This window comes from Cysteiniphilum sp. JM-1, assembly GCF_008711525.1.
Classification (GTDB): Bacteria; Pseudomonadota; Gammaproteobacteria; order Francisellales; family Francisellaceae; genus Caedibacter.
This window is the reverse complement of sequence record NZ_VXKS01000005.1, coordinates 74,950-95,469: the sequence shown is the minus strand read 5'-3', so window position 1 is coordinate 95,469 and position 20,520 is coordinate 74,950. Positions and strand designations below refer to the sequence as shown.

Genomic DNA, 20,520 nt, shown 5'->3' with positions numbered 1-20,520 from the left:
TGACAGTATGTCAGAAAAAAGAAGCCAAGAGGATAACGATGCTGATTTAGCCAAAACGACAGTTGCGGCAAAAAAGAACGATGAGAATGTGATCGTCAATAATCCTAAAGAAGAGCTCAAAACTGCAAAAAAAGGCAATAAGGAAAATAAAATAAGTTGCTGGCGAGGCTATATTGCTATTGTTGTTGTGGTATTTGTTTTTGCGGTTTTAGGTTTGGCAGCAAGCATGTTCGCACTGTATAAGCAGCAAAATTACAACCAGACTTTACAAAAACTTGAATCAGTGGTGATAACACCTGTTAAGACCGATGACACAGCAGCGAAGCTTCTACAAAGTAAGTTAGATGCTCAGACGGTAAAGCTTGATAATCAAGCCAAGATGATTGATGATCTTAAGGCAAAGCAAACAAGTCAGCAAAATGTGGTGTCTGAAGCACTAAAAGCCAATCAGCTTAATCAAGTGCAGCTATCACAAAATGTCGCGCAACTAAAACAAAGCTATTTGCTTCCTAGTTCAGAATTAAGTCAACAAATTCAGCAAATGCATAAGCAAGCCGTTGTTATTAATCTGCAATTTGCCAAACAGGCATGGCAGGTTTTAGGCAGTAAAGCGCAAAGTTTATTTTTCTTAAATCAAGCAAAAACACTATTGATGAATGTTGATGGTGCAGCGAAATGGATGCCGGCTTTAGATGCATTGATGACGCAAATTAATAATGAACCAAGTATTGATGAAAGCTTGATTAAAATTAACAATCTACAACAATTACTATCAAGCTTGCACATTCAATCACCATTGACTTTGGCTAAAAATAATTACTCAGGCAATAATGATTTGAATGAAATGAATCAACAGAATCAAAAAAATAATTGGCAGGATGCATTATCGCACTCATGGCAACAAATGAAGTCACTTATCCAAGTTGAGAAAATCAAGCCGCAAGACCAATTATTATTAAGCCAACATGCGCAAATGAAAGTTTTAGCTGGACTTTATCAGTTGATTTGGCAGTTAAAACTTGCGGTGATTAATAACAACTCGCAGATGCTTGCTGAAGTGAAAGCACAGTTTAAGCAAACACTTGAGCAGTATTTTAAAGCGGATGATTCAAGCAAGAAAATGGTGACTGCTTTAGCAGCAATCAATGCGGTTAATGTCGATGTGATTAATAGCGATATTGATGCATTAACTAATGCAATATTAAAAGGGGGTAACCTTTCAAACAAAGATATTCTTGCAACTCAAACCAAAGGTAATCAGCCATGAAAAAAATCATCTGGTTGGTATTGATTTGTGCGCTAGCTGTATTGATTAGCTTATGGGTAATTGCTAACCCTGGTGTTGTCGCATTTTTTGTCAAAGATACCTTAATCAAATTACCATTATGGCTTTTTGTGGTATTGATCGTGGCACTTTTTTGTATGCTTAGACTGTTATATCATCTATTAAGGCTTGTATTGTTGAGTCCTAAGCAGTGGTGGCAAGGTCTGCGTGTACGTAGGCGTGATAGATTGACGTATAAGTTGGTTGAAATGCAAAGGGCATATTTATTAAGAGACCATCATTTATTGGAAAAAAAATACACCTTAGCAAAGCTCAATATGCCTATAGTTGGCGATGGCTTGGTGATGTTGTATTGGCAGGGCTTGTTAGCGCAAGGTAAATATCAGGAGCTGCAAAGTATTTTGCAAACTTCAAATAAAGCCAACAAAAAGACATTTGTTTGGCGCTATTATCAGGCAATGGTTTTTTATAAGGTGGCAGCGTTTGATGAGGCGATGCCGTTGCTATTGACATTAATCAAAGACTCACCAAATAGCATTGAAATTATTGAGGCGTTAATCAATAGTCAGTTGGCTGAAAAAAGAATTATTGACGCGAAAAACACACTATTAAAACATCAGCGCGTTTTATCGTCATCAACGATTGATAACGCATTTCAGCAGTTGTTTAGTCATGCTATTTCCTTACGTGATTTAAATGAAATCTGGCAGAGTGTGCCACGGACACATAGTCTAACACTTGATGCAGAATATGCATACTTTAATCGTTTATATAGCCTGGTGCCGCAGACTGAATTTAAAGAGCGTATGCAAAAGCGCTTACTTATGTCATTTGATAAGCCACTTATTAGCTTATATTTAGAGCTGGCAAAGGATAATGCTGCCTATGAATTTGTACGATCATGCTGGCTTAAACAGATAAAGCAAGATGATCAAAGCTTGAATATCTTGATCATCAGTTTTGCCTTGATTTATCAAGATGATGAGTTTGTCGCTGCAAACTTATCCAAGGTGCATGAAAGTGCTTTAACGACACCTGAGCAGCTGAAATATTTATTAGCAAAAGAGCGATTAGCCTATAAGCAATCGATGCCAAATCAGGCGCAAAAGTATCGTGCGCTACATGATCAATTATTACTGGAGCATTTATGATATATGTTAAACGTTGGTATTTGAACAATCCACTTAGAAACTATAATTATCTTGTTATTAATGATACTAATCATAAGGCTTTGATTGTTGATCCGACGATGGCGGAGCATTATGAACAGTTTTTAAATGAACAAAATATCGAGGCAGAAGCGATTTTGCTTACGCATGATCATGGTGATCATATTGCAGCAGTGGCTGCACTAAAAGCAAAGTACAATATCCTAGCGTATGCGCATTTTGAGCATTATCGTGGACATCAGGTTGACCATTATGTCAAAGATGGTGAGCAATTGAGTTTCAACACAGCGAGTTGTCAGGTGATTACATGTCCTGGGCATATCGCCTCGCATGTTAGTTTTTATTTGCCACAACAAGAGCTTCTTTTTTGCGGTGATACGATATTTACAGCAGGTGTTGGCAATGTCAAAGATAGTACGGCAGATGTGGTGCGTTTATATCACAGTATTGAGAAATTGCGATCACTGCCTGAAACAACAAAGCTATATCCGGCGCATGATTACTTTGAAAATAATTTGTCTTTTGCGCAATCCATTCAGCCACAAGATGATTATTATCGTCAATGGTTTAACAAAGTGACAGACATAGCAGCTGAGGATAAACCGATTACAACGCTTGCTGATGAGAATCAAATGAATATTTTCTTTAGAGCGAATGAAAGTGAACTCCAAGCAATATTGCGCCAAGCCAATGCCAATATCATCGATGCGCAAACAGCATTTTGTGAATTAAGAGCGCGTAAAGATGTCTTCTAAAACCTTGGAGAAATATCAACTAACTGATCTTTTGGAAGTCATGTCAGCATTGCGTGATAAAGATAAGGGGTGCGCATGGAGTATAGAGCAAACCTGGCAAAGCTTAACAGAACATACGATTGAAGAAGCCTATGAGTTAGTGGATGCAATAGAAAATCAGGCAACAGATATGGTGAAATATGAGCTAGCAGATCTATTAAACCAAGTGGTTTTTTATGCACAAATTGCTAAAGAGCAAGCGCTATTTGATTTTGAAGATATTGTTGATGCCTTGACACAAAAGTTAATTGTGCGTCACCCAGATGTTTTTGCTAAAGGTAATATTAAAGATGTTGAAGCTTTAGAGCGACAATGGCTAGATATAAAACGGCGTGAGCGCGGCAAATTAAACAGTGAGCTTGATGGTATTGCCTTGAATCTTCCAGCATTAACCATTGCCAAGAAAATGCAAACAAGAGCCTCAGGTGTTGGTTTTGATTGGCAGAACATAGAAGACGTTTTTACCAAGCTTGAAAGTGAGGTGAGTGAGCTTAAAGAGGTGCTATTGCATGATCAAGAGAAAGCACAAGAGGAGTTGGGTGATCTACTTTTTAGTTGTGTAAATCTTGCAAGGCATTTAAAAGCAGATCCTGAAGCTTTAATGCGTCAAGCAAATCAGAAATTTGCCCGACGTTTTCGCGGAGTGGAGGCAGCATTAAAAGTGCAAGATCGTAGTATGCTTGATACGGATGCTGATGAGCTAAACAGGTTATGGGAGTTGCAAAAACAATCTGAGTGACTTTCAGTAACGCCAATCAGTGAATTCAAACTTGATTCCAATCGTTAAAAGAAATCCGCCGTAATTTCCTTTGGTAATTTATGTAATCATAATACAATAAAGTACCTGTTTTACTTAAGTTTGAAAGGATCTTGTGTGTCCAATAATTTGTCTTTCTGGCATTTGGTGTTAAATGCTGACATCGTTGTGCAGTTAATTATTTTAATTTTAATCGTTGGCTCTATCTGGTCGTGGGCGATTATGATTCAGCGTTATCAGGTATTGAAGTCTGCCAAAACGGAAGCAAGAGCTTTTGCAAAGCGCTTTTGGTCAAGTGGCAATATCAATAAAGTCTATCAAGAGTTACAACATAATAAACACAAAAACCAAGGATTATCTTATCTCTTTAGCTGTGGTTTTCGTGAGTTTATGCGTTTACGTAAACAAGGAGAGTTGCATGGCGATGTTGTTTTAGAAGGTGTTGAGCGCTCGATGCGTGTGGCAATGATGCAAGAAAGTGAGAAGCTTGAGCATCAGATTTCATTGTTAGGCACGATTGGTTCGATTGCGCCTTATGTAGGTTTGTTAGGAACCGTATGGGGCATTATGGCATCGTTTACCGCCTTAGGTGGTGTTGAACAAGCGACTTTATCGATGGTAGCTCCTCATATTGCCGAGGCACTTATTGCAACTGCTTTGGGGCTATTTGTGGCAATTCCTGCAGTGGTTGGTTATAACCGTTATTCGCGCTTGGTCGATGGTGTATTGCTTGAGTATGAAAACTTTCAAGATGAGTTATGTACTTTGCTTTATCGCGAAGCGTATAAATCTGAGATAAGCGAGGAAGCATAATGCGTCGAAGAAACTCGCGTCGCACCAAACGTAAGGCTATGGTTGAGATTAACGTCGTTCCATATATCGACGTAATGTTAGTATTGTTAATCATTTTTATGATTACGGCACCGATGTTAACTCAAGGTGTCAAAGTTGATTTACCACAAGCACAAGCCAAGAAAATCCCACCTTCGGATCAAAAACCGTTGATTGTGACAGTCAATCAACAGGGGCAATATTTTATAAATCGTAATGATGAGAAAAATGCATTAACGGCAAGTCAGTTAAGTGAGCTAGTTGCTACGACTTTAGCGCAAGATAAAGATAAACAGATCTATGTGCGTGGTGATAAAAATGCCAACTATGGTCAAGTGGTTGAAGCGATGGTATTGCTACAAAAAGCAGGTGTAGCAAGTGTTGGGTTAGTTACTGATGACCCCAAAGAGTAAGCGACGTATTTATGACCAATAAGTCGAAGCAATCGAGTAAGTTTAATCAGCTAAAGGTATATGTTAAGCGGCTTTATATGGCTGCAACGGCAACGCCCGAGCGCTTAAGTTTTTGTTACTCTATTTTGCTGCATGTGGCATTAGTGATTGGCTTAATTATTATTGCCAGTGTTTTGCAGACAAAAAAGAACACGCTTAATCTTGCAGGAGGTCGTACTGTTGTGACCTTAAATAGTAAAGAGATTGTTCAAGCAACAGCAATATCCAGTGAAAGTGTCGATCAGCAAGTGGCTCAATTTGATCAAAAGCAACAGCAACTAAAACAAGAAAAGCTTGCTAAAGAACAACAGCGTCAGCAAAAGATCAAAGCGATTGAAGAGAAGATTGCAAAAGCACATGCTGCTGAGATCAAGCGTCAGGAGGAATTAAAAGCTGCAGATGCTGCCAAACAAAAAGCATTAGCAGAAGCTAAGTTAAAAGCAGAGGCAGAAGCGCGTGCTCAAGAAATGCAAAAGCAAAAAGCTTTAGCACAAGCAGAAAAAGAAAAAGTAGCAAAAGCAGAGAAAGCGGAAAAAGAAAAACAGGAAAAGGCGTTAAAAGCGCAACAAGAGGCTCAAAAACTAGCCGAAGCTAAGAAAGCTCAGGCAGCAAAAGAGGCGAGAGAGGCAAAAGAAGCGAAAGAAGCCGCATTGAAAGCGCAAGCTGAGGAAAAGGAAAAAGTAGCAAGAGAAGCAAAAGCAGCTGCAGCGCGAAAAGCCGCGTTAGATGCCTTAAGGCAATCTGCTTTAAATGATTTAAATGCGCAAAGTGCGGAGGCTCATGCGCAAAGTGCAACAGAGAAAGCATTGCAAGCCTATGCTAGCGCCTATAAGGCGCGAATTGAAGCGGTGTGGATAATGGATGATTGTCGCAAAATAAGTGCGGATCATTTGCCAACGGTGATGGTTACCCCAGGGAGTAACCCCACGATTTCAGTTTCTAGCGGTAGTGCGCAATGTGATCGCTCATTACTCTTGGCATTTAAGAATGCACAAGCGCCAAGCTTGCCGCAAGATGCGCGCGCAAGAGAGCTTATTGCACAAGGTATTGATTTTAAATTTGGACAACAAGGGTGATAAATATGCGCAACATAATACGAATATATTGGCTGCTTTTTTTAACATTGATAGTAACCTGCTCAGCGCAGGCGCGTTTGACCATTAATATTACTCAGGGTGTGTCTTCGCAAATTCCTGTGGCAGTGATGCCATTTAATGGGCAAATGATTAAAAGTAGTCAGCTGCCAGATGGCATTGCAGCGGTTATTGCTGATGATCTTCGCAATTCTGGGCGTATTGAATCACAAACATCGGGCTTCCCACAACAGATTGATAATGTACAGCAGATCAACTGGTCGAAATGGTCGGCAGATTATGTGCTTATAGGGCAGATTGATAAAAACAATGGGCATTATAATATCACGTATGAGTTAGCCAGTAAGCTTAGTGGCAAGGTGTTAAGTGCGCGTAAATTTACGAATCTTCAAGAAAGTCAATTGCGACTATTAGCGCATACCATTAGTAATTATATTTATGAGGCGATTACCGGCAGCAAAGGTTACTTTACCTCAAAATTGGCTTATGTTGACGTTGAGAATCCTTATAATGTGAAAAAGGCAGTTTATCAGCTTGTGGTATCTGACTATGATGGTTTTAATCCGCATGTGTTGTTGCGTCAAACCAAAGAACCGATTATGTCACCGACATGGTCGAAAGACGGTAAATATCTTGCTTATGTGAGTTATCACAAGGGTGGCATGGCAATTTATACGATTGGTGTGTATAGCGGTGAACGTAAGAAGGTTGCTAATTATGAAGGGATCAATAGCTCGCCCGCATTCTCACCAAATGGCACAACTTTGGCAATGGCGCTTTCACAAGGCTATTCTGAGAATACCAATATTTACTTGATGAACTTAAATAATGATAAGTTATATAAGAAATTGACGTTAAACGGTATTAATACCGCGCCAACTTTCTCGCCAACAGGCAAAGAGGTTGCTTTTGTCTCAAATCGTGGCGGTAATCCACAGATTTATACAACGGCTATTGATAGCAAATATCCATCGTCAGAGCGCTTAACATATGGTACAAAACAGGCATTTGATCCGCAATATACGCCAAATGGCCAAAGTATTGTGTTTATGTATCAAAAAGACAGTGGCTCAGGTACACAGATTGCTAAAGTCGATTTAAGAGACAAGAAGATTACGGTGTTAACGCATGGTTCAATGGATTCATCTCCGAGTGTATCACCAGATGGCAATATGGTTATCTATGCACAAGGTCAGCCTTCAGGAGGTGCGAATCTGGCGATGGTGTCGATTGACGGCAAGGTTCAAATTAGCTTACCATCTAACACACAAGGCGCCATTCAGTCACCTGCATGGTCACCGGCTATTTAAAGGTGTGATTTATACAAGACCAATCAAATAAAGAAATAACGAAAAGCTTAAGGAAATACAATGAAATTAAAAATTAAAAAATCCACTTCACTGGCAGCAGCAGGCATTTTGTCAGTATTATTGATCGCCGGATGTGCTTCACAACGCCAAGCACCGATTGAAGGTATTGGTCCTGAGGGAAGTGCGGGCATGGCAGCGCATGGTAGTGGTGTGGAGACGAATGCTTTAGGACAAGCAGGTAGTTTAGATAGTCAAAGTATTGCTGATTTACAAAGCCAAATTGCCAATATCGGACAATATACGCCAGCACAACAACAAGCAATGATTGCTGCGTTAAATAGTATGAGCTCATGCAAAACAGTTTACTTTGCCTTTGATAGCACGACCTTGACCAATGATGCTAAAACATGTCTAAATCAAGTAGCGAGTTATTTGTTGAAATATAATCAACCACTGCGTTTGGCAGGACATACTGACCCAAGAGGGAGCGAGAAATATAACCTAAACCTTGGTCAGCGTCGTGCTGATAGCGTGCGTCAATATTTATTGCAACAAGGAGTTAATAGCAATCAGCTATGTACGGTAAGCTATGGCAAATCGCAACCTGTGGCAGCGCCTTCACAGTTCTATGGTGAGATGACGAAAGCCAAGGCGCAGCAGCATGCCTATTATTTGGATCGACGTGCTGAGCTTGATTTTGGACAAAAGTGTGGTTAATGCATATGTTTCTTTCGTTTAAGAAAACCAAAACTATTGGTATGAGCATATTGGCAATTATTCTCTTGCCTAGTGTCAATTTTGCGAGTGTTGAGTCAGACGTGCAAGCACTGCAATTGCAAACAACTAAGTTGAATAACCAGGTGCAATATTTAATTAATCAACAAGCCAATGCAACGAATCAAAATTTCAATCAGACCTTAGATGACTTGCGCGGCAAGATTGAAGTAAATAGTTATAAAATAAGCCAACTAAATGATGTGGTTTCAACGAAGCTTGCAGCGTTTGAAAAAGAGCTTGAAAGCTTAAAGGCTGAAGTGAATAAACCATCACCCAAAGAGCTTAAATTGCAGCAGGATAATGCAGCCTTTGATAAGGCAAACAAGGCATTATTAGCCAAAAATTACAAAGATGCGGAAGGTTTGTTTAAACAGTATCTTAAAGACTATTATAATGGTGAGCATTACTCAGAGTCGTTGTATCTACTTGGTCAAATATATCTGATTAATGGTGATATTAATGATGCTTATACACAATTTAAAACGATTGTAACTCGTTATCCGAAAAGCATCAAAATTGCTGATGCCACTTATGCCTTGGCATTATTGGAATTAAGCAAAGGTAACGTTAAGACTGCTAAAACCTATTTACAACATGTTGTTGACAAATATCCACATGTGGATGTGGCAGACAAAGCAAAAGTACAGCTTACAAAATTGAAATAAGCGTAAGACATCAGAAAAAAGATCGTTTGTCATTACTCAATAATGCCACCACCTAAGCAAACTTCACCATCATAAAATACCACTGATTGCCCTGGTGTGATCGCACGTTGTGGTTGGTCAAATGTGACTTCAACCTTGTCTTTTGTTAGCGTGACTTGACAAGCTTGATCGGCTTGACGATAGCGTGCCTTGGCAGTACATCTAAAGCTATCAGCTGGCGCTTGTCCTTTGACCCAATGCAATTTAATAGCCGTTAAGCTTTGTCTTAATAGTAGTGGGTGATGATGACCTTGAACGGCAATTAATACATTGTTTTCAAGATCTTTCTGTGCGGCAAACCATGGAATTTCAGGGCGGTTTTTAACCCCGCCAATGCCCAAGCCTTGACGCTGTCCAATGGTGTAATACATCAAGCCATCATGTCTGCCGATAACAATACCGTTTTCATCATGAATTTCACCGGGTTGTGCAGGTAAATATTGATTTAAAAAAGCTTTGAATTTACGCTCGCCAATAAAGCAAATGCCTGTGCTGTCTTTTTTATTATGTGTGACAAGGTTATGTGCTTCAGCTAGTGCGCGAACCTTTGGTTTTTCAAGCTCACCAATTGGAAATAAGGCGTAGTGTAATTGTTGCTGTCCCAAAGTATAGAGAAAATAGGATTGATCCTTGTTGTGGTCTAAGCCTTTTAATAATTGATGTTCGCCATTTGGTAAGGTTCTTTTTCTGGCGTAGTGCCCTGTAGCAATGTGTGTGCCACCTAGATGCTTGGCGTAGTCTAAGAAGGCTTTAAATTTAATTTCTTTGTTGCATAGAATATCAGGGTTTGGCGTGCGCCCAGCTTTGTACTCCTCTAAGAAATATTCAAAGACATGATCCCAGTATTCTGCTGCAAAGTTGATTTTGTTAAATTCAATACCAATACTTTGACAAATACTTTGGGCATCTTTGATGTCTTCTTCGGCTGAGCAAAACTCGTCATTGTCGTCTTCCTCCCAGTTTTTCATAAAAACGCCTGCAACATCAAAGCCTTGCTCTTTGAGTAATAAGGCGGTAACGGATGAATCAACACCACCGGAGACACCGACAATAATTTTCTGTGACATAAGCTCTAAAATGATCAAAAAATAATGCGGCTATTGTGCCGTGATTTATAAAAATTTGCAAAAAATAACTTTTCTCTTGGTAACTGTTTGCTTTGATGCAATTCAATGCAGAGAGAAATTCACTAACGGTGATTGAAACTCATGCATGAGTTGGATTTAATTCAAAGCTTGCGCCAAAACAGCTGCTTTATCAGTTTTCTCCCAAGTGAAATCTGCATCTTCGCGACCAAAATGACCATAGGCAGCCGTTTTTTGATAAATAGGACGTAATAAATCAAGTTGGTGCGTGATGGCATAAGGACGTAAATCAAAATGCTCAAGAACAAGCTTCTCAATGATATGATCATCTAATTTGCCTGTGCCAAAGGTATTAACCATAATCGATGTAGGGTTAGCAACACCAATGGCGTAAGACACTTGAATTTCACATTTGTCCGCTAAGCCACTAGCAACGATATTTTTAGCAATATAACGACCCATATAGGCAGCTGAGCGATCAACCTTGGATGGATCCTTACCAGAGAATGCGCCACCGCCGTGATGTGCTGCTCCGCCATAGGTGTCAACGATAATCTTACGTCCCGTTAAACCGCAATCGCCAACGGGACCACCAATAACGAATTTACCTGTCGGGTTAACAAAATATTTGGTTTTGTCTGTTATCCATTCTTTAGGCAATACCGGTAAAATAATCTCTTCAATGACTGCCTCTTTGATTACATCTTGTCGAATCTCAGGAGCATGCTGTGTTGAGATAACAACGGTATCAACGGCAACAGGCTTGCCATTGACATAGCGCAGTGTTACTTGAGATTTAGCGTCAGGGCGTAACCATGAAAGCGTTTTATTCTTGCGCAAGAATGCTTGGCGCTGCATGAGTTTATGTGAGTAATAAATGGCAGCGGGCATCAGTGTTGGGGTTTCATTGGTGGCAAAGCCAAACATTAAGCCCTGATCTCCAGCGCCTTGATCTAATGGATTAGAGCGATCAACACCTTGCGCAATCTCGGGTGATTGTTTACCAATAGCATTAATCACTGCGCAACAGTTACCATCAAAGCCCAAATCATCTTTATCATAACCAATATCAATAACAACGTTTCTAACGATTTCTTCGATGTCAACCCATGCAGAGGTTGTAATCTCACCAGCAACAAGTGCCATGCCCGTTTTAACCAGTGTCTCGCAAGCAACACGTGCGTTTTTATCTTGAATTAAAATAGCATCTAAAACTGCGTCAGAGATTTGATCAGCAATTTTATCCGGGTGTCCTTCAGAGACGGATTCAGAGGTAAATAGAAAATCATTTGCCATGAGAGGTTTCCTTTTATGTTTGTTTTGTACAAGCTAAAAGGCTTCTAGAGGGAAAATCTATAGAAACGCTTTAGCGGTGTTGTTTTATGTCGCCCGCAAGTTGTTTTTAAATCAGCGACAGTGTAATGACAGTTAGTTATGCTAACGCTAACAAAATGTGCTGTCAAACTATTTAGCTTGATCAATAATTTCTTGAAGCTCACCGTTTTCATGTAACTCAAGAACAATATCGCATCCGCCAATGAGTTCACCATTAACATAAAGTTGTGGGAAAGTCGGCCAGTTAGCATATTTTGGTAATGTGGCACGAATCTCAGGGTTCTCTAAGATGTTAACAAACGCAAAAGGCTTGCCACAGGCTTGAATTGCAGCAACCGTGTGTGCTGAGAATCCGCATTGTGGCATTTTAGGCGTGCCTTTCATGTAAAGCAGAATGCTGTTTTCAGCAATTTGTGATTTTATCGTTTCGATTACTTTTTCTTCATCAAAGTTATGATTTGTATGCATTATTGTTTCCTTATTATTGTCTAAACTTGAAAAGATACAGGATTAGTATTATATTGCGCGTACATCATATATCAGTTTCTAAATTTTGGTCAACCAACAAGGAGCAAGAAATGTTTGAATTACCATCGTTACCATACCCTAAAAATGCTTTGGCACCCGTGATCTCTGAGGAGACAATCGAGTATCATTATGGCAAGCATCATCAGGCGTATGTCACTAACTTAAATAACCTATTAAAAACAGATGAGTTTAAATCTTTTGCCGGTAAATCATTAGAAGATGTGATTTTAACCTCAAAAGCTGGTGTATTTAATAATGCCGCACAAATCTGGAATCACACGTTTTATTGGAATTGCTTAACTCCAAATGCTAAAGCAAAACCAGAAGGCGCTTTATTGCAAGCGATTGAGAAAAAGTTTGGTAGCTTTGATGCCTTTAAAGAAGCGTTTAGCAAAACAGCGGTAACTACTTTTGGTTCTGGTTGGGCGTGGCTTGTGAAAACCAAGCAAGGTGAGCTTGAGCTAGTAAGTACCAGTAATGCAGCGTGCCCATTAACTGAAGGTCACACACCACTTTTAACTTGCGATGTATGGGAGCATGCGTACTATATTGATTATCGTAATGCGCGTCCAAAATATGTCGAAGAGTTCTGGAGTATTATTAATTGGGATTTTGTTGCTAAGCAGTTTGAAAAGTAAAACATTGCTTCAAAACAAGTATTCTCTAACTTAAGGATTAGACATGAAATTAGTGTGTTTCAATAGATCCATTTTTTTATCTCTTTTGGTATGTGTTTCTGTTGCAAACGCTGATGTCGTTAGGGATGAAGCGGATAGCAAGGTAACGGTTGCATCTTCAAAAACTAAGCTTGAGCTACAATTTGGTCTTCCAACTTATGAGCAGACACTACACTATCGAAAGATGTATAGCAAAAAGCCTTTTCCAGATGCCAAAATATTTTATTATGATAATGGTATTTACAAGTTAATCTCAGAGGGAGAAAACCATTATGGGGTATATGTACTAGAAGGAGACTTTAAAAATCAGACATACACAATTAGGTACGTCTCTCTGCCATCGTCAGACTGGGGTAATAAAACTGCATTCCATCAGTTAACTTTTATTAATATTGGTAAAAAGGACAATGGTGTTTTTATTCAAAATGCGATTACTGACACAGGAGATATGATTGCTCAACAAAATGGGACTTTCACGATTCAAAAGAATACTGTGACTAACCCAGTGACTGAAAAGTGGCAGTAGTTTAAACTCTGTAATACTTGGCAAAATCATAAAACTTCTATAGAATTGACCGGCTTTTGAACTTTGGAGAATATGTATGGCACGTGTAACAGTTGAAGATTGTTTAGAGAAAATCGATAGTCGCTTTGAATTAATTGTTTTAGCATCAAAAAGAGCACGCTTTCTAAGTCTAAGTGGTCAAGAACCACGTGTCGACTGGGATAATGATAAGACAACTGTTGTTGCTTTGCGTGAGATTGCTGATGGCAAAATAAACAAAGTGGAAATCCGTGCTGAACAGGAATATTAAAAAGATTAATAAAAACAAAAAATATTGATTTTAGGCGTTGACTTTGATTTTTTTAACCCTATAATCTCATCTCGTTCTCGGGTGCTTAGCTCAGCTGGGAGAGCATCGCCCTTACAAGGCGAGGGTCGGGGGTTCGAACCCCTCAGCACCCACCAGAGATTTAAAAGGCTTCCAATTGGGAGCCTTTTTTGTTTGTGTCACATAATAGTGCTTGAGTTTTAAGCTGCTATCTGTGACAATAGCGCGGCTCTTTGCTGTTGCCCTTATATTCAAGGTGTGCAATAGCTTATCGAGAGTAGATACGATAAACCGAAAGGAGTAAAATTATGAAACATTATGAAATCGTGTTCATGGTTCACCCTGATCAAAGCGATCAGTTACCAAACATGTTGCAAAAATACCGTGAAATCGTTGAGTCTAGAGGCGGTAAAATTCACCGTTTAGAAGACTGGGGACGTCGTCAACTTGCTTATCCAATCGCTAAGCTTCACAAGGCTCATTACATTTTGATGAATATCGAGTGTGATACCGAAGCGTTGAACGAGTTAAATGAATCATTCAGATACAATGATGCGATTCTACGTCGTTTAGTGCTTAACCAAAATGAAGCGATCACTGAGCCATCAATTATGATGGCAAAAGATGAGAAAAAAGAAGTTAAAGAAACAAGCGAAGCTGCTGAGTAAGGAGAGAAAAGATGCGTCCAAATCGTCGTCGTAAAGTATGTCGTTTTACCGTTGAAGGCGTTAAAGAGATCGACTACAAAGATTTAAATACATTGAAAGGTTATGTCACTGAAACTGGCAAAATCGTTCCAAGTCGAATCACAGGTACATCAACTAAGTATCAACGTCAACTTGCTAATGCAATCAAAAGAGCAAGATTTTTAGCGTTGATCCCTTACTGTGATCGTCACTTTAACTAATCTTTAAGTTTAGAGGTCTTTGACAATGCAAGTTATTTTAAAAGAAAAAGTAGAAAACCTAGGCACGCTAGGTAGTGTTGTAAATGTGAAGCCAGGTTATGCGCGTAACTACTTAGTGCCTTATGGCAAAGCAGTTCAAGCAACTGAAGCGAACATTGCTGCTTTTGAAAAGCAAAAAGCAGAATTACAAAAATTAGAAGCTGAGCGTTTAACAACGGCTAAAGCGAAAGCTGAGAAAATCTCAGGTCAAGTATTCACAATCAAAGCAGCTGCTGGTGATGGTGGTAAGCTATTTGGTTCTGTTGGGACTAAAGAAGTTGCTGATGTTATCGCGGCTGTAGGCGTTGAAGTTGAAAAACGTCACGTACGCATGCCAGAAGGTATCATCCGTTCATTGGGTGAGTACGAGCTATCAGTTCACTTACACTCAGATGTTGATGCTGATATCAAATTGGTTGTTATTGCTGAATAATTCCTAATTATTCACTAACCACTATTACACTTAAGCCGCAGATTTTGCGGCTTTTTTGTGTTTAAAGTAACTAAAATGTCACGGATAGATTGCCATAGCAAATTTTAGTTTTTAAAGCGGTATGTGCTTGTAAAAGTAATTTATGATGAGCATTAAAATAAAAATCGCCAATTGCCTTTCACAAAAATTTCTTTAGAATAAGGTAACCTCGGACAACGTGAAATTTCAATGATTAATCATCGCGAGCAATTCAAGCATATTCAAAAAGTTTTACTATTAGGTTCTGGCGGAATCCGCATCTCACAAGCAGGTGAGTTTGATTATTCCGGATCGCAAGCCATCAAGGCATTAAAAGAAGAAGGTATCAAAGTCATCTTGGTTAATCCCAATATTGCAACCATTCAAACCGATCCTGGTATGGCGGATGAGGTCTATTTTGAACCTCTAGACTTAGCACACGTAACCAAAATTATTGAGAAAGAAAAGCCTGATGCGATCATGCTAAGCTTCGGTGGGCAAACGGCATTAAACTTGGGTCTTAAACTCGAAGAAAAGGGTATTTTAGCACTGCATAATGTCAAAGTGCTAGGCAGTTCAGTGCAAACGATCAAAGAAGCTGAAGATCGTGGGCTTTTTAAAGATAAGTTAGATGAGATTAATGTTAAAACTGCCAAGAGCTTTGTCGCGACAACATTAAAAGATGCCATTATTGCGGCTAAGGAAATAGGCTTTCCATTAATGATGCGCTCAGGTTTCTCATTAGGTGGCTTGGGCTCGGGGATTGTTAGAACGGAAAGCGAGCTTAAGCATCGAGTTACTGAAGTATTAAATGCTACCTCACAAGTACTGATCGAAGAGTGTTTGTTAGGCTGGAATGAGTTTGAATATGAAATTGTGCGCGATATGGCAGGCAATGTGCTCACCGTGTGCAATATGGAAAACTTTGATCCGATGGGGATTCATACCGGTGAAAGTATTGTTGTTTCACCTTCGCAGTCCCTTAACAATGAAGAGTATCATCGCTTACGTAAGATCGCGATTGATGTGGCTAATCACTTTGAGATTATCGGTGAGTGTAATATTCAATATGCATTTAATCTCGAGACGTCAGATTATCGGGTAATTGAGATTAATCCGCGTCTTTCTCGTTCATCAGCTCTAGCGTCAAAAGCGACAGGTTATCCACTAGCCTTTATCGCGGCGAAATTGATTTTGGGTTATAACCTCCATGAATTACAAAATGCGGTAACCAAGAAAACCTGTGCCTATTTTGAGCCAGCCCTTGATTATATTGTTGTCAAGATCCCGCGTTGGGATACGCATAAGCTTAAAAAAGCCGAGCGCTTTATCGGGACTGAGATGAAGTCAGTCGGTGAGGTGATGGCAATTGGCCGGTCGTTCCCTGAAGGCTTACAAAAAGCCGTTGGCATGCTCAATATTGGTGCGGCAGATTTATCGGACTATCCTTTTGAGATTCCTGATCTTGAGCTTGAGATTGAACGCGCGACTGATCGCCGGATCTTTGCGTTACATCGCTTTTTTGTGCAAGGTGGCGATATTGAAAAAGCCTATCAGTTATCAAAGATTGATAAGTGGTTCTTAAATCATATGCATACCATTGCTGAGATGGAAAACCGCTTAAAGAATTTAAATAATCCACTGACGAAAGAGTTGTTAAAAGAAGCTAAAAAGCTTGGCTTTTCTGATAAATCGATTGCGCGTTTTCGTGACATGGATGTACAGGCTTTACGCGCTTGGCGTATTTCACAAGGCATTGTGCCTTATGTTAAACAAATCGATACCCTAGCAGGAGAGTTTGAAGCAGAAACGAATTACTTATACATGACGTATCACGGGATTGAGCATGATGTTAAACCGTCTGAAATTGAGGCAAGCTTAATTATTGGCTCAGGTCCTTATAGTATCGGTTCATCCGTTGAGTTTGACTGGTGTGGCGTGACGACTGCTCATACGTTGAAGAAACTCGGTGAATCGCCAATTATTATTAATTCAAACCCTGAAACTGTCTCGACTGATTATGATGAGTCTGATCGCTTATACTTTGAGCAATTAACATTTGAACGTGTGCAGGATATTGCCGATTTTGAAAACCTAAAAGGCATCGTTGTTTCTGTAGGTGGGCAAATTGCCAATAACTTGGTCGTGCCATTGGCAAGAGCAGGTTACCCAATTTTAGGCACCTCTCCTCAGAATATTAATAAGGCAGAGAATCGTGCGATTTTCTCAACGATGTTGAATGATTTGGGTATTGACCAACCCGAATGGCAATCGGTGACAACGCTTGAAAAAGCCAAAGAGTTCTCAGATAAAGTTGGTTATCCAATTTTGGTGCGTCCATCGTATGTATTATCAGGGGCGGCGATGAATGTAATCTACTCAGAAGATGCACTTGAGCAATACCTAGCAGAAGCCACCTCTGTCTCACCTGAGCATCCTGTGGTTATTTCAGATTTTATCAACAATGCTAAAGAGCTTGAAATGGATGGCGTGGCTGAGAATGGTGAAATTGTCATTTATGCGATTTCTGAGCATGTTGAGAACGCAGGTGTTCACTCAGGTGATGCCACGATTGTATTGCCTCCGCAAAATCTCTATTTAGAGACGATTCGTCGTGCTAAGCGTATTACCAAGAAAATTGTCAAAGCATTAAATATCTCAGGACCTTTTAATATTCAATTTATCGCTAAAGATAATAACCTTAAGGTGATTGAGTGTAATCTACGCGCTTCAAGATCTTTCCCGTTTGTCTCAAAAGTTACAGGACACAATTTTATTGAAATCGCGACGGAAGTGATTATCGGTAAATATAAGAAAAAGCGTTATAACACGCTCGATCTTGACTATGTTGGCGTTAAAACATCGCAGTTTTCGTACAACCGCTTAAAGGGTGCGAACCCTGTTGCTCACGTTGAGATGTCATCGACTGGTGAAGTGGGATGCATTGGTTATGATTTACTAGATGCATTTTATAAGTCATGGCAGGCGACTGAGATGTTTGTTAAACGCAAGAAGATTCTCTTATCCATTGGCGGTGATAAGAAGGTTAAACTCATGCCTGAGATCAAGCGTTTGCATGAACAAGGTTGGGAGATTTATACCACAACCGGTACGCATCAATATTTAAGTGATTTAGGTATTGAAACCAAATTAACCCACAAAATCAGTGAATCAGAAGCGCCAAACGTTGAAACAGTAATTGCGGATCATTGTGTTGATTTGATTATCAATATTCCACGTCGTCAGCAACATGTTAGTGATGATAATGTATCTGATGGCTTTAAGATTCGTCGTCTTGCGGTTGATCACCATATTCCACTGATTACTAATTTGCAGATTGCTGAGTTAACCTTGCGTTCATTGGCTGAATTGCATGACGCGCCCATTCACGTTAAATCGTGGCGAGAGTTTATGGAGACTCGTGCTTGATTACATTACAAAATATCTCATTACAGCGCGGCTTAAAGACATTGTTTGATGATGTCAGCTTCGCCATCTATGATAAGCAAAAAATCGGTCTTGTCGGTGCGAATGGTGCTGGCAAGACCTCGTTATTTATGCTTTTAGCTCAGGGCTTACAGGCAGATCAAGGTGAACTTGAAATTGCCAAGGGCACGCGTATTGTGACGGTCAAACAAGAAGTCGATGATTTAGAGGCTTCGGTTGTGCGCTATGTTATGCAAGGCAATGCTGAATTGCATCGATTAACGGTGGCAATGGAGCAAGCGCTCACTGAGGAGGCTTATGAAGAGCATGCGCAACTTCATGCTGATTTTGAAGCCTTAGGTGGCTATCAACTAGAGTCGCAAGCCGCGCAATTGTTAGATGGTTTAGGCTTTGAACCAAAGCAGCTACATGAACCTGTTAAATCCTTATCAGGCGGTTGGCGTATTCGCTTGAATTTAGCGCAAGCTTTATTACAACAAGCCGAAATTCTGCTACTGGATGAGCCGACAAACCATTTGGATTTAGATGCGGTGATGTGGCTTGAGCGTTATTTACAGAATTACCAAGGCGCGATCGTCCTTATTTCTCATGATCGAATATTTCTCGATAATGTCGTTGAGCGTGTGTTATATATTGAAAATAAAGGCATTGATAGTTACACAGGTAATTATTCATCTTTTGAAAAGCAATATCATGAAAAACGCTTGTTACAACAAAAAGCGCATGTCAAACAACAGCAGAAAATTGCTCATTTAGAAAGCTTTGTTAATCGCTTTAAAGCCAAGGCATCCAAAGCAAAACAAGCGCAATCGCGCGTTAAAATGCTCGAAAAAATGCAGCGTATCGAGGCGGTACATGATAAGCAAAGTTTTAGTTTTAGCTTTGCTGAGAATTCTAAGATGCCAACAGGTAGTTTGTTAACTCTTGAAAACGGCATGTTGGGCTATGGCGATAAGGTTATTTTAAGTGATCTTAACACCATGATTTTGCCAGAGATGCGCATAGGGCTTTTGGGTAAAAATGGAGCTGGGAAATCAACCTTTGTTAAAGGTTTAGTTGGAGATCTGGCATTATCTCAAGGGGAGAGCAAAAAACACCCTGATCTAAAGATTGGCTACTTTGCCCAGCATTCATTGGATGCACTTGATTTTAATGCCTCTGCTTTGACGCATATGAAGCGTTTGGATACAAAAATTACCGATGAGCAGGCACGCAAGTTTTTGGGGCGATTTAACTTTAGTAATGATATGGCGTTATCGGCAGTCGGTGGTTTCTCAGGTGGTGAGAAGGCGCGTTTAGCGCTTGCATTAATCGTTTATCAAAAGCCTAACTTTTTACTTCTAGATGAACCGACCAACCATTTAGATATTGAAGTGCGCGAAGCCTTGGCATTTGCTTTGCAATCTTTTGATGGTGCTTTGGTATTGATATCGCATGATCGTTATTTACTAGAAAGCACGGTTGACGAGTATTGGTTAGTTGATCAAGGGCAGGTGTCTACTTTTGATGGTGATTTAACCGATTATTATCAATATGTGCTTGAGCAAAAGAAGAAAGATAAGCAAAAAGTAGCTTCTAATGCTGTCGATAATAAGAGTTCAGAAATAGCAGGGATATCAGAGACGCAAGAAATAAAAGAAACACAAGAAGCGCCAAAAAATAAGAAAGAATCCCGCCAACAACGCGCGCAATTACAAGCAAAATTAAAGCCACTTATCGACAAAATTAAAAAAATTGAAAAGGAAATGGCTAAGCTGCAAGCGCAAAAAGAAGCGTTTGATCTTAAACTTCAGGATGAAGCGATTTATCAGGATAAGGCGCAACTCAATGAGTTACTCAAAGCACATCAGCAAGTGCAAGTCGAGCTTGAGGAAAAAGAGCTTATCTGGCTTGAATTGCATGAGCAATTAGAATGTGAAAGTTGATGTGCATGTGCAGCATGTGTTGTATTATCCCTAATCTATTGTGTAGATAAGTTACCCAACAATGAGGGCGCATTGTATTCCTGAGACCTTTTCATTCTGATTATGCCTGTGTCAATTTGA

Annotated in this window: 21 protein-coding genes and 1 tRNA gene; 19 read left to right on the top strand and 3 right to left on the bottom strand. The window is 39.7% G+C overall.

Going from position 1 to position 20,520, the window contains the following annotated elements:
- Positions 1 to 7 precede the first annotated feature (7 nt).
- From F3D68_RS03490 to ybgF, 10 genes are all read left to right on the top strand, one after another.
- Entirely contained in the window at positions 8 to 1,267 is a 1,260-nt protein-coding gene (locus F3D68_RS03490; RefSeq protein ID WP_151193084.1) for a hypothetical protein, read from the top strand.
- Positions 1,264 to 2,436: a hypothetical protein gene (locus F3D68_RS03485; protein ID WP_151193083.1), complete on the top strand. Its 1,173-nt coding sequence runs from the start codon at positions 1,264 to 1,266 to the stop codon at positions 2,434 to 2,436. Before F3D68_RS03490 ends, F3D68_RS03485 begins: the two co-directional genes overlap by 4 nt.
- Entirely contained in the window at positions 2,433 to 3,209 is a 777-nt protein-coding gene (gloB, locus tag F3D68_RS03480) for a hydroxyacylglutathione hydrolase (RefSeq protein WP_151193082.1), read from the top strand. The genes F3D68_RS03485 and gloB overlap by 4 nt, the downstream gene beginning before the upstream one ends.
- Positions 3,199 to 3,987, top strand: coding sequence for a nucleoside triphosphate pyrophosphohydrolase (mazG, locus tag F3D68_RS03475; protein ID WP_151193081.1), 789 nt, complete (start codon positions 3,199 to 3,201; stop codon positions 3,985 to 3,987). Before gloB ends, mazG begins: the two co-directional genes overlap by 11 nt.
- Positions 3,988 to 4,122: 135 nt before the next feature.
- A complete protein-coding gene (gene tolQ / locus F3D68_RS03470) occupies positions 4,123 to 4,818 on the top strand; it encodes a protein TolQ (RefSeq protein ID WP_117002196.1) in 696 nt (231 codons plus the stop codon).
- Positions 4,818 to 5,249 carry a protein TolR gene (gene tolR, locus F3D68_RS03465; protein WP_191092689.1) on the top strand — a complete coding sequence of 144 codons (432 nt, stop codon included), beginning with the start codon at positions 4,818 to 4,820 and terminating at the stop codon, positions 5,247 to 5,249. The genes tolQ and tolR overlap by 1 nt, the downstream gene beginning before the upstream one ends.
- A gap of 11 nt (positions 5,250 to 5,260) precedes the next feature.
- Entirely contained in the window at positions 5,261 to 6,364 is a 1,104-nt protein-coding gene (gene tolA / locus F3D68_RS03460) for a cell envelope integrity protein TolA (protein ID WP_151193080.1), read from the top strand.
- Positions 6,365 to 6,369: 5 nt separating this feature from the next.
- Positions 6,370 to 7,692: a Tol-Pal system beta propeller repeat protein TolB gene (tolB, locus tag F3D68_RS03455; RefSeq protein ID WP_151193079.1), complete on the top strand. Its 1,323-nt coding sequence runs from the start codon at positions 6,370 to 6,372 to the stop codon at positions 7,690 to 7,692.
- Between the two features lie 60 nt (positions 7,693 to 7,752).
- A complete protein-coding gene (locus tag F3D68_RS03450; protein WP_151193078.1) occupies positions 7,753 to 8,409 on the top strand; it encodes an OmpA family protein in 657 nt (218 codons plus the stop codon).
- Positions 8,409 to 9,134 carry a tol-pal system protein YbgF gene (ybgF, locus tag F3D68_RS03445; protein WP_151193077.1) on the top strand — a complete coding sequence of 242 codons (726 nt, stop codon included), beginning with the start codon at positions 8,409 to 8,411 and terminating at the stop codon, positions 9,132 to 9,134. The genes F3D68_RS03450 and ybgF overlap by 1 nt, the downstream gene beginning before the upstream one ends.
- A 32-nt stretch (positions 9,135 to 9,166) precedes the next feature.
- Here ybgF and mnmA read toward each other — a convergent pair whose 3' ends face one another.
- The 3 genes from mnmA to grxD form a co-directional block, all read right to left on the bottom strand.
- Positions 9,167 to 10,240: a tRNA 2-thiouridine(34) synthase MnmA gene (gene mnmA, locus F3D68_RS03440; protein WP_151193076.1), complete on the bottom strand. Its 1,074-nt coding sequence runs from the start codon at positions 10,238 to 10,240 to the stop codon at positions 9,167 to 9,169.
- A gap of 156 nt (positions 10,241 to 10,396) precedes the next feature.
- Positions 10,397 to 11,554: a methionine adenosyltransferase gene (gene metK / locus F3D68_RS03435; protein ID WP_151193075.1), complete on the bottom strand. Its 1,158-nt coding sequence runs from the start codon at positions 11,552 to 11,554 to the stop codon at positions 10,397 to 10,399.
- Positions 11,555 to 11,722: 168 nt separating this feature from the next.
- Positions 11,723 to 12,061 carry a Grx4 family monothiol glutaredoxin gene (gene grxD, locus F3D68_RS03430; protein ID WP_151193074.1) on the bottom strand — a complete coding sequence of 113 codons (339 nt, stop codon included), beginning with the start codon at positions 12,059 to 12,061 and terminating at the stop codon, positions 11,723 to 11,725.
- 110 nt (positions 12,062 to 12,171) lie between these two features.
- On the opposite strand from grxD, the gene F3D68_RS03425 reads away from it, so the two are divergent.
- The 9 genes from F3D68_RS03425 to abc-f all read left to right on the top strand — a co-directional run bounded on the left by F3D68_RS03425 (position 12,172) and on the right by abc-f (position 20,400).
- Positions 12,172 to 12,759 carry a superoxide dismutase gene (locus tag F3D68_RS03425; RefSeq protein ID WP_151193073.1) on the top strand — a complete coding sequence of 196 codons (588 nt, stop codon included), beginning with the start codon at positions 12,172 to 12,174 and terminating at the stop codon, positions 12,757 to 12,759.
- A 43-nt stretch (positions 12,760 to 12,802) separates the two neighbouring features.
- Complete coding sequence (locus F3D68_RS03420; protein ID WP_151193072.1) at positions 12,803 to 13,324, top strand: hypothetical protein; 522 nt, start codon at positions 12,803 to 12,805, stop codon at positions 13,322 to 13,324.
- Positions 13,325 to 13,400: 76 nt separating this feature from the next.
- Positions 13,401 to 13,613: a DNA-directed RNA polymerase subunit omega gene (gene rpoZ / locus F3D68_RS03415; protein ID WP_117002188.1), complete on the top strand. Its 213-nt coding sequence runs from the start codon at positions 13,401 to 13,403 to the stop codon at positions 13,611 to 13,613.
- A 79-nt stretch (positions 13,614 to 13,692) separates the two neighbouring features.
- A tRNA-Val gene (locus tag F3D68_RS03410) sits at positions 13,693 to 13,768 on the top strand.
- Between the two features lie 171 nt (positions 13,769 to 13,939).
- Positions 13,940 to 14,299 carry a 30S ribosomal protein S6 gene (gene rpsF / locus F3D68_RS03405; protein WP_117002187.1) on the top strand — a complete coding sequence of 120 codons (360 nt, stop codon included), beginning with the start codon at positions 13,940 to 13,942 and terminating at the stop codon, positions 14,297 to 14,299.
- 11 nt (positions 14,300 to 14,310) lie between these two features.
- Positions 14,311 to 14,538, top strand: coding sequence for a 30S ribosomal protein S18 (gene rpsR / locus F3D68_RS03400; RefSeq protein ID WP_117002186.1), 228 nt, complete (start codon positions 14,311 to 14,313; stop codon positions 14,536 to 14,538).
- A 25-nt stretch (positions 14,539 to 14,563) separates the two neighbouring features.
- A complete protein-coding gene (gene rplI / locus F3D68_RS03395) occupies positions 14,564 to 15,010 on the top strand; it encodes a 50S ribosomal protein L9 (RefSeq protein WP_151193071.1) in 447 nt (148 codons plus the stop codon).
- A gap of 228 nt (positions 15,011 to 15,238) precedes the next feature.
- Positions 15,239 to 18,457: a carbamoyl-phosphate synthase (glutamine-hydrolyzing) large subunit gene (gene carB, locus F3D68_RS03390; RefSeq protein WP_151193070.1), complete on the top strand. Its 3,219-nt coding sequence runs from the start codon at positions 15,239 to 15,241 to the stop codon at positions 18,455 to 18,457.
- Positions 18,454 to 20,400: a ribosomal protection-like ABC-F family protein gene (gene abc-f, locus F3D68_RS03385; protein WP_151193069.1), complete on the top strand. Its 1,947-nt coding sequence runs from the start codon at positions 18,454 to 18,456 to the stop codon at positions 20,398 to 20,400. Before carB ends, abc-f begins: the two co-directional genes overlap by 4 nt.
- Positions 20,401 to 20,520: the final 120 nt, after the last annotated feature.

Bases quoted from the DNA above. Each gene is read 5' to 3' on its own strand.
- tolR (WP_191092689.1), top strand. From the start codon at position 4,818: ATGCGTCGAAGAAACTCGCGTCGCACCAAACGTAAGGCTATGGTTGAG.
- tolB (WP_151193079.1), top strand. From the start codon at position 6,370: ATGCGCAACATAATACGAATATATTGGCTGCTTTTTTTAACATTGATA.
- rpoZ (WP_117002188.1), top strand. From the start codon at position 13,401: ATGGCACGTGTAACAGTTGAAGATTGTTTAGAGAAAATCGATAGTCGC.
- F3D68_RS03485 (WP_151193083.1), top strand. From the start codon at position 1,264: ATGAAAAAAATCATCTGGTTGGTATTGATTTGTGCGCTAGCTGTATTG.
- F3D68_RS03425 (WP_151193073.1), top strand. From the start codon at position 12,172: ATGTTTGAATTACCATCGTTACCATACCCTAAAAATGCTTTGGCACCC.
- ybgF (WP_151193077.1), top strand. From the start codon at position 8,409: ATGCATATGTTTCTTTCGTTTAAGAAAACCAAAACTATTGGTATGAGC.
- F3D68_RS03490 (WP_151193084.1), top strand. From the start codon at position 8: ATGTCAGAAAAAAGAAGCCAAGAGGATAACGATGCTGATTTAGCCAAA.
- carB (WP_151193070.1), top strand. From the start codon at position 15,239: ATGATTAATCATCGCGAGCAATTCAAGCATATTCAAAAAGTTTTACTA.
- F3D68_RS03450 (WP_151193078.1), top strand. From the start codon at position 7,753: ATGAAATTAAAAATTAAAAAATCCACTTCACTGGCAGCAGCAGGCATT.
- tolA (WP_151193080.1), top strand. From the start codon at position 5,261: ATGACCAATAAGTCGAAGCAATCGAGTAAGTTTAATCAGCTAAAGGTA.
- gloB (WP_151193082.1), top strand. From the start codon at position 2,433: ATGATATATGTTAAACGTTGGTATTTGAACAATCCACTTAGAAACTAT.
- metK (WP_151193075.1), bottom strand. From the start codon at position 11,554: ATGGCAAATGATTTTCTATTTACCTCTGAATCCGTCTCTGAAGGACAC.
- grxD (WP_151193074.1), bottom strand. From the start codon at position 12,061: ATGCATACAAATCATAACTTTGATGAAGAAAAAGTAATCGAAACGATA.
- rpsR (WP_117002186.1), top strand. From the start codon at position 14,311: ATGCGTCCAAATCGTCGTCGTAAAGTATGTCGTTTTACCGTTGAAGGC.
- rplI (WP_151193071.1), top strand. From the start codon at position 14,564: ATGCAAGTTATTTTAAAAGAAAAAGTAGAAAACCTAGGCACGCTAGGT.
- rpsF (WP_117002187.1), top strand. From the start codon at position 13,940: ATGAAACATTATGAAATCGTGTTCATGGTTCACCCTGATCAAAGCGAT.
- mnmA (WP_151193076.1), bottom strand. From the start codon at position 10,240: ATGTCACAGAAAATTATTGTCGGTGTCTCCGGTGGTGTTGATTCATCC.
- F3D68_RS03420 (WP_151193072.1), top strand. From the start codon at position 12,803: ATGAAATTAGTGTGTTTCAATAGATCCATTTTTTTATCTCTTTTGGTA.
- mazG (WP_151193081.1), top strand. From the start codon at position 3,199: ATGTCTTCTAAAACCTTGGAGAAATATCAACTAACTGATCTTTTGGAA.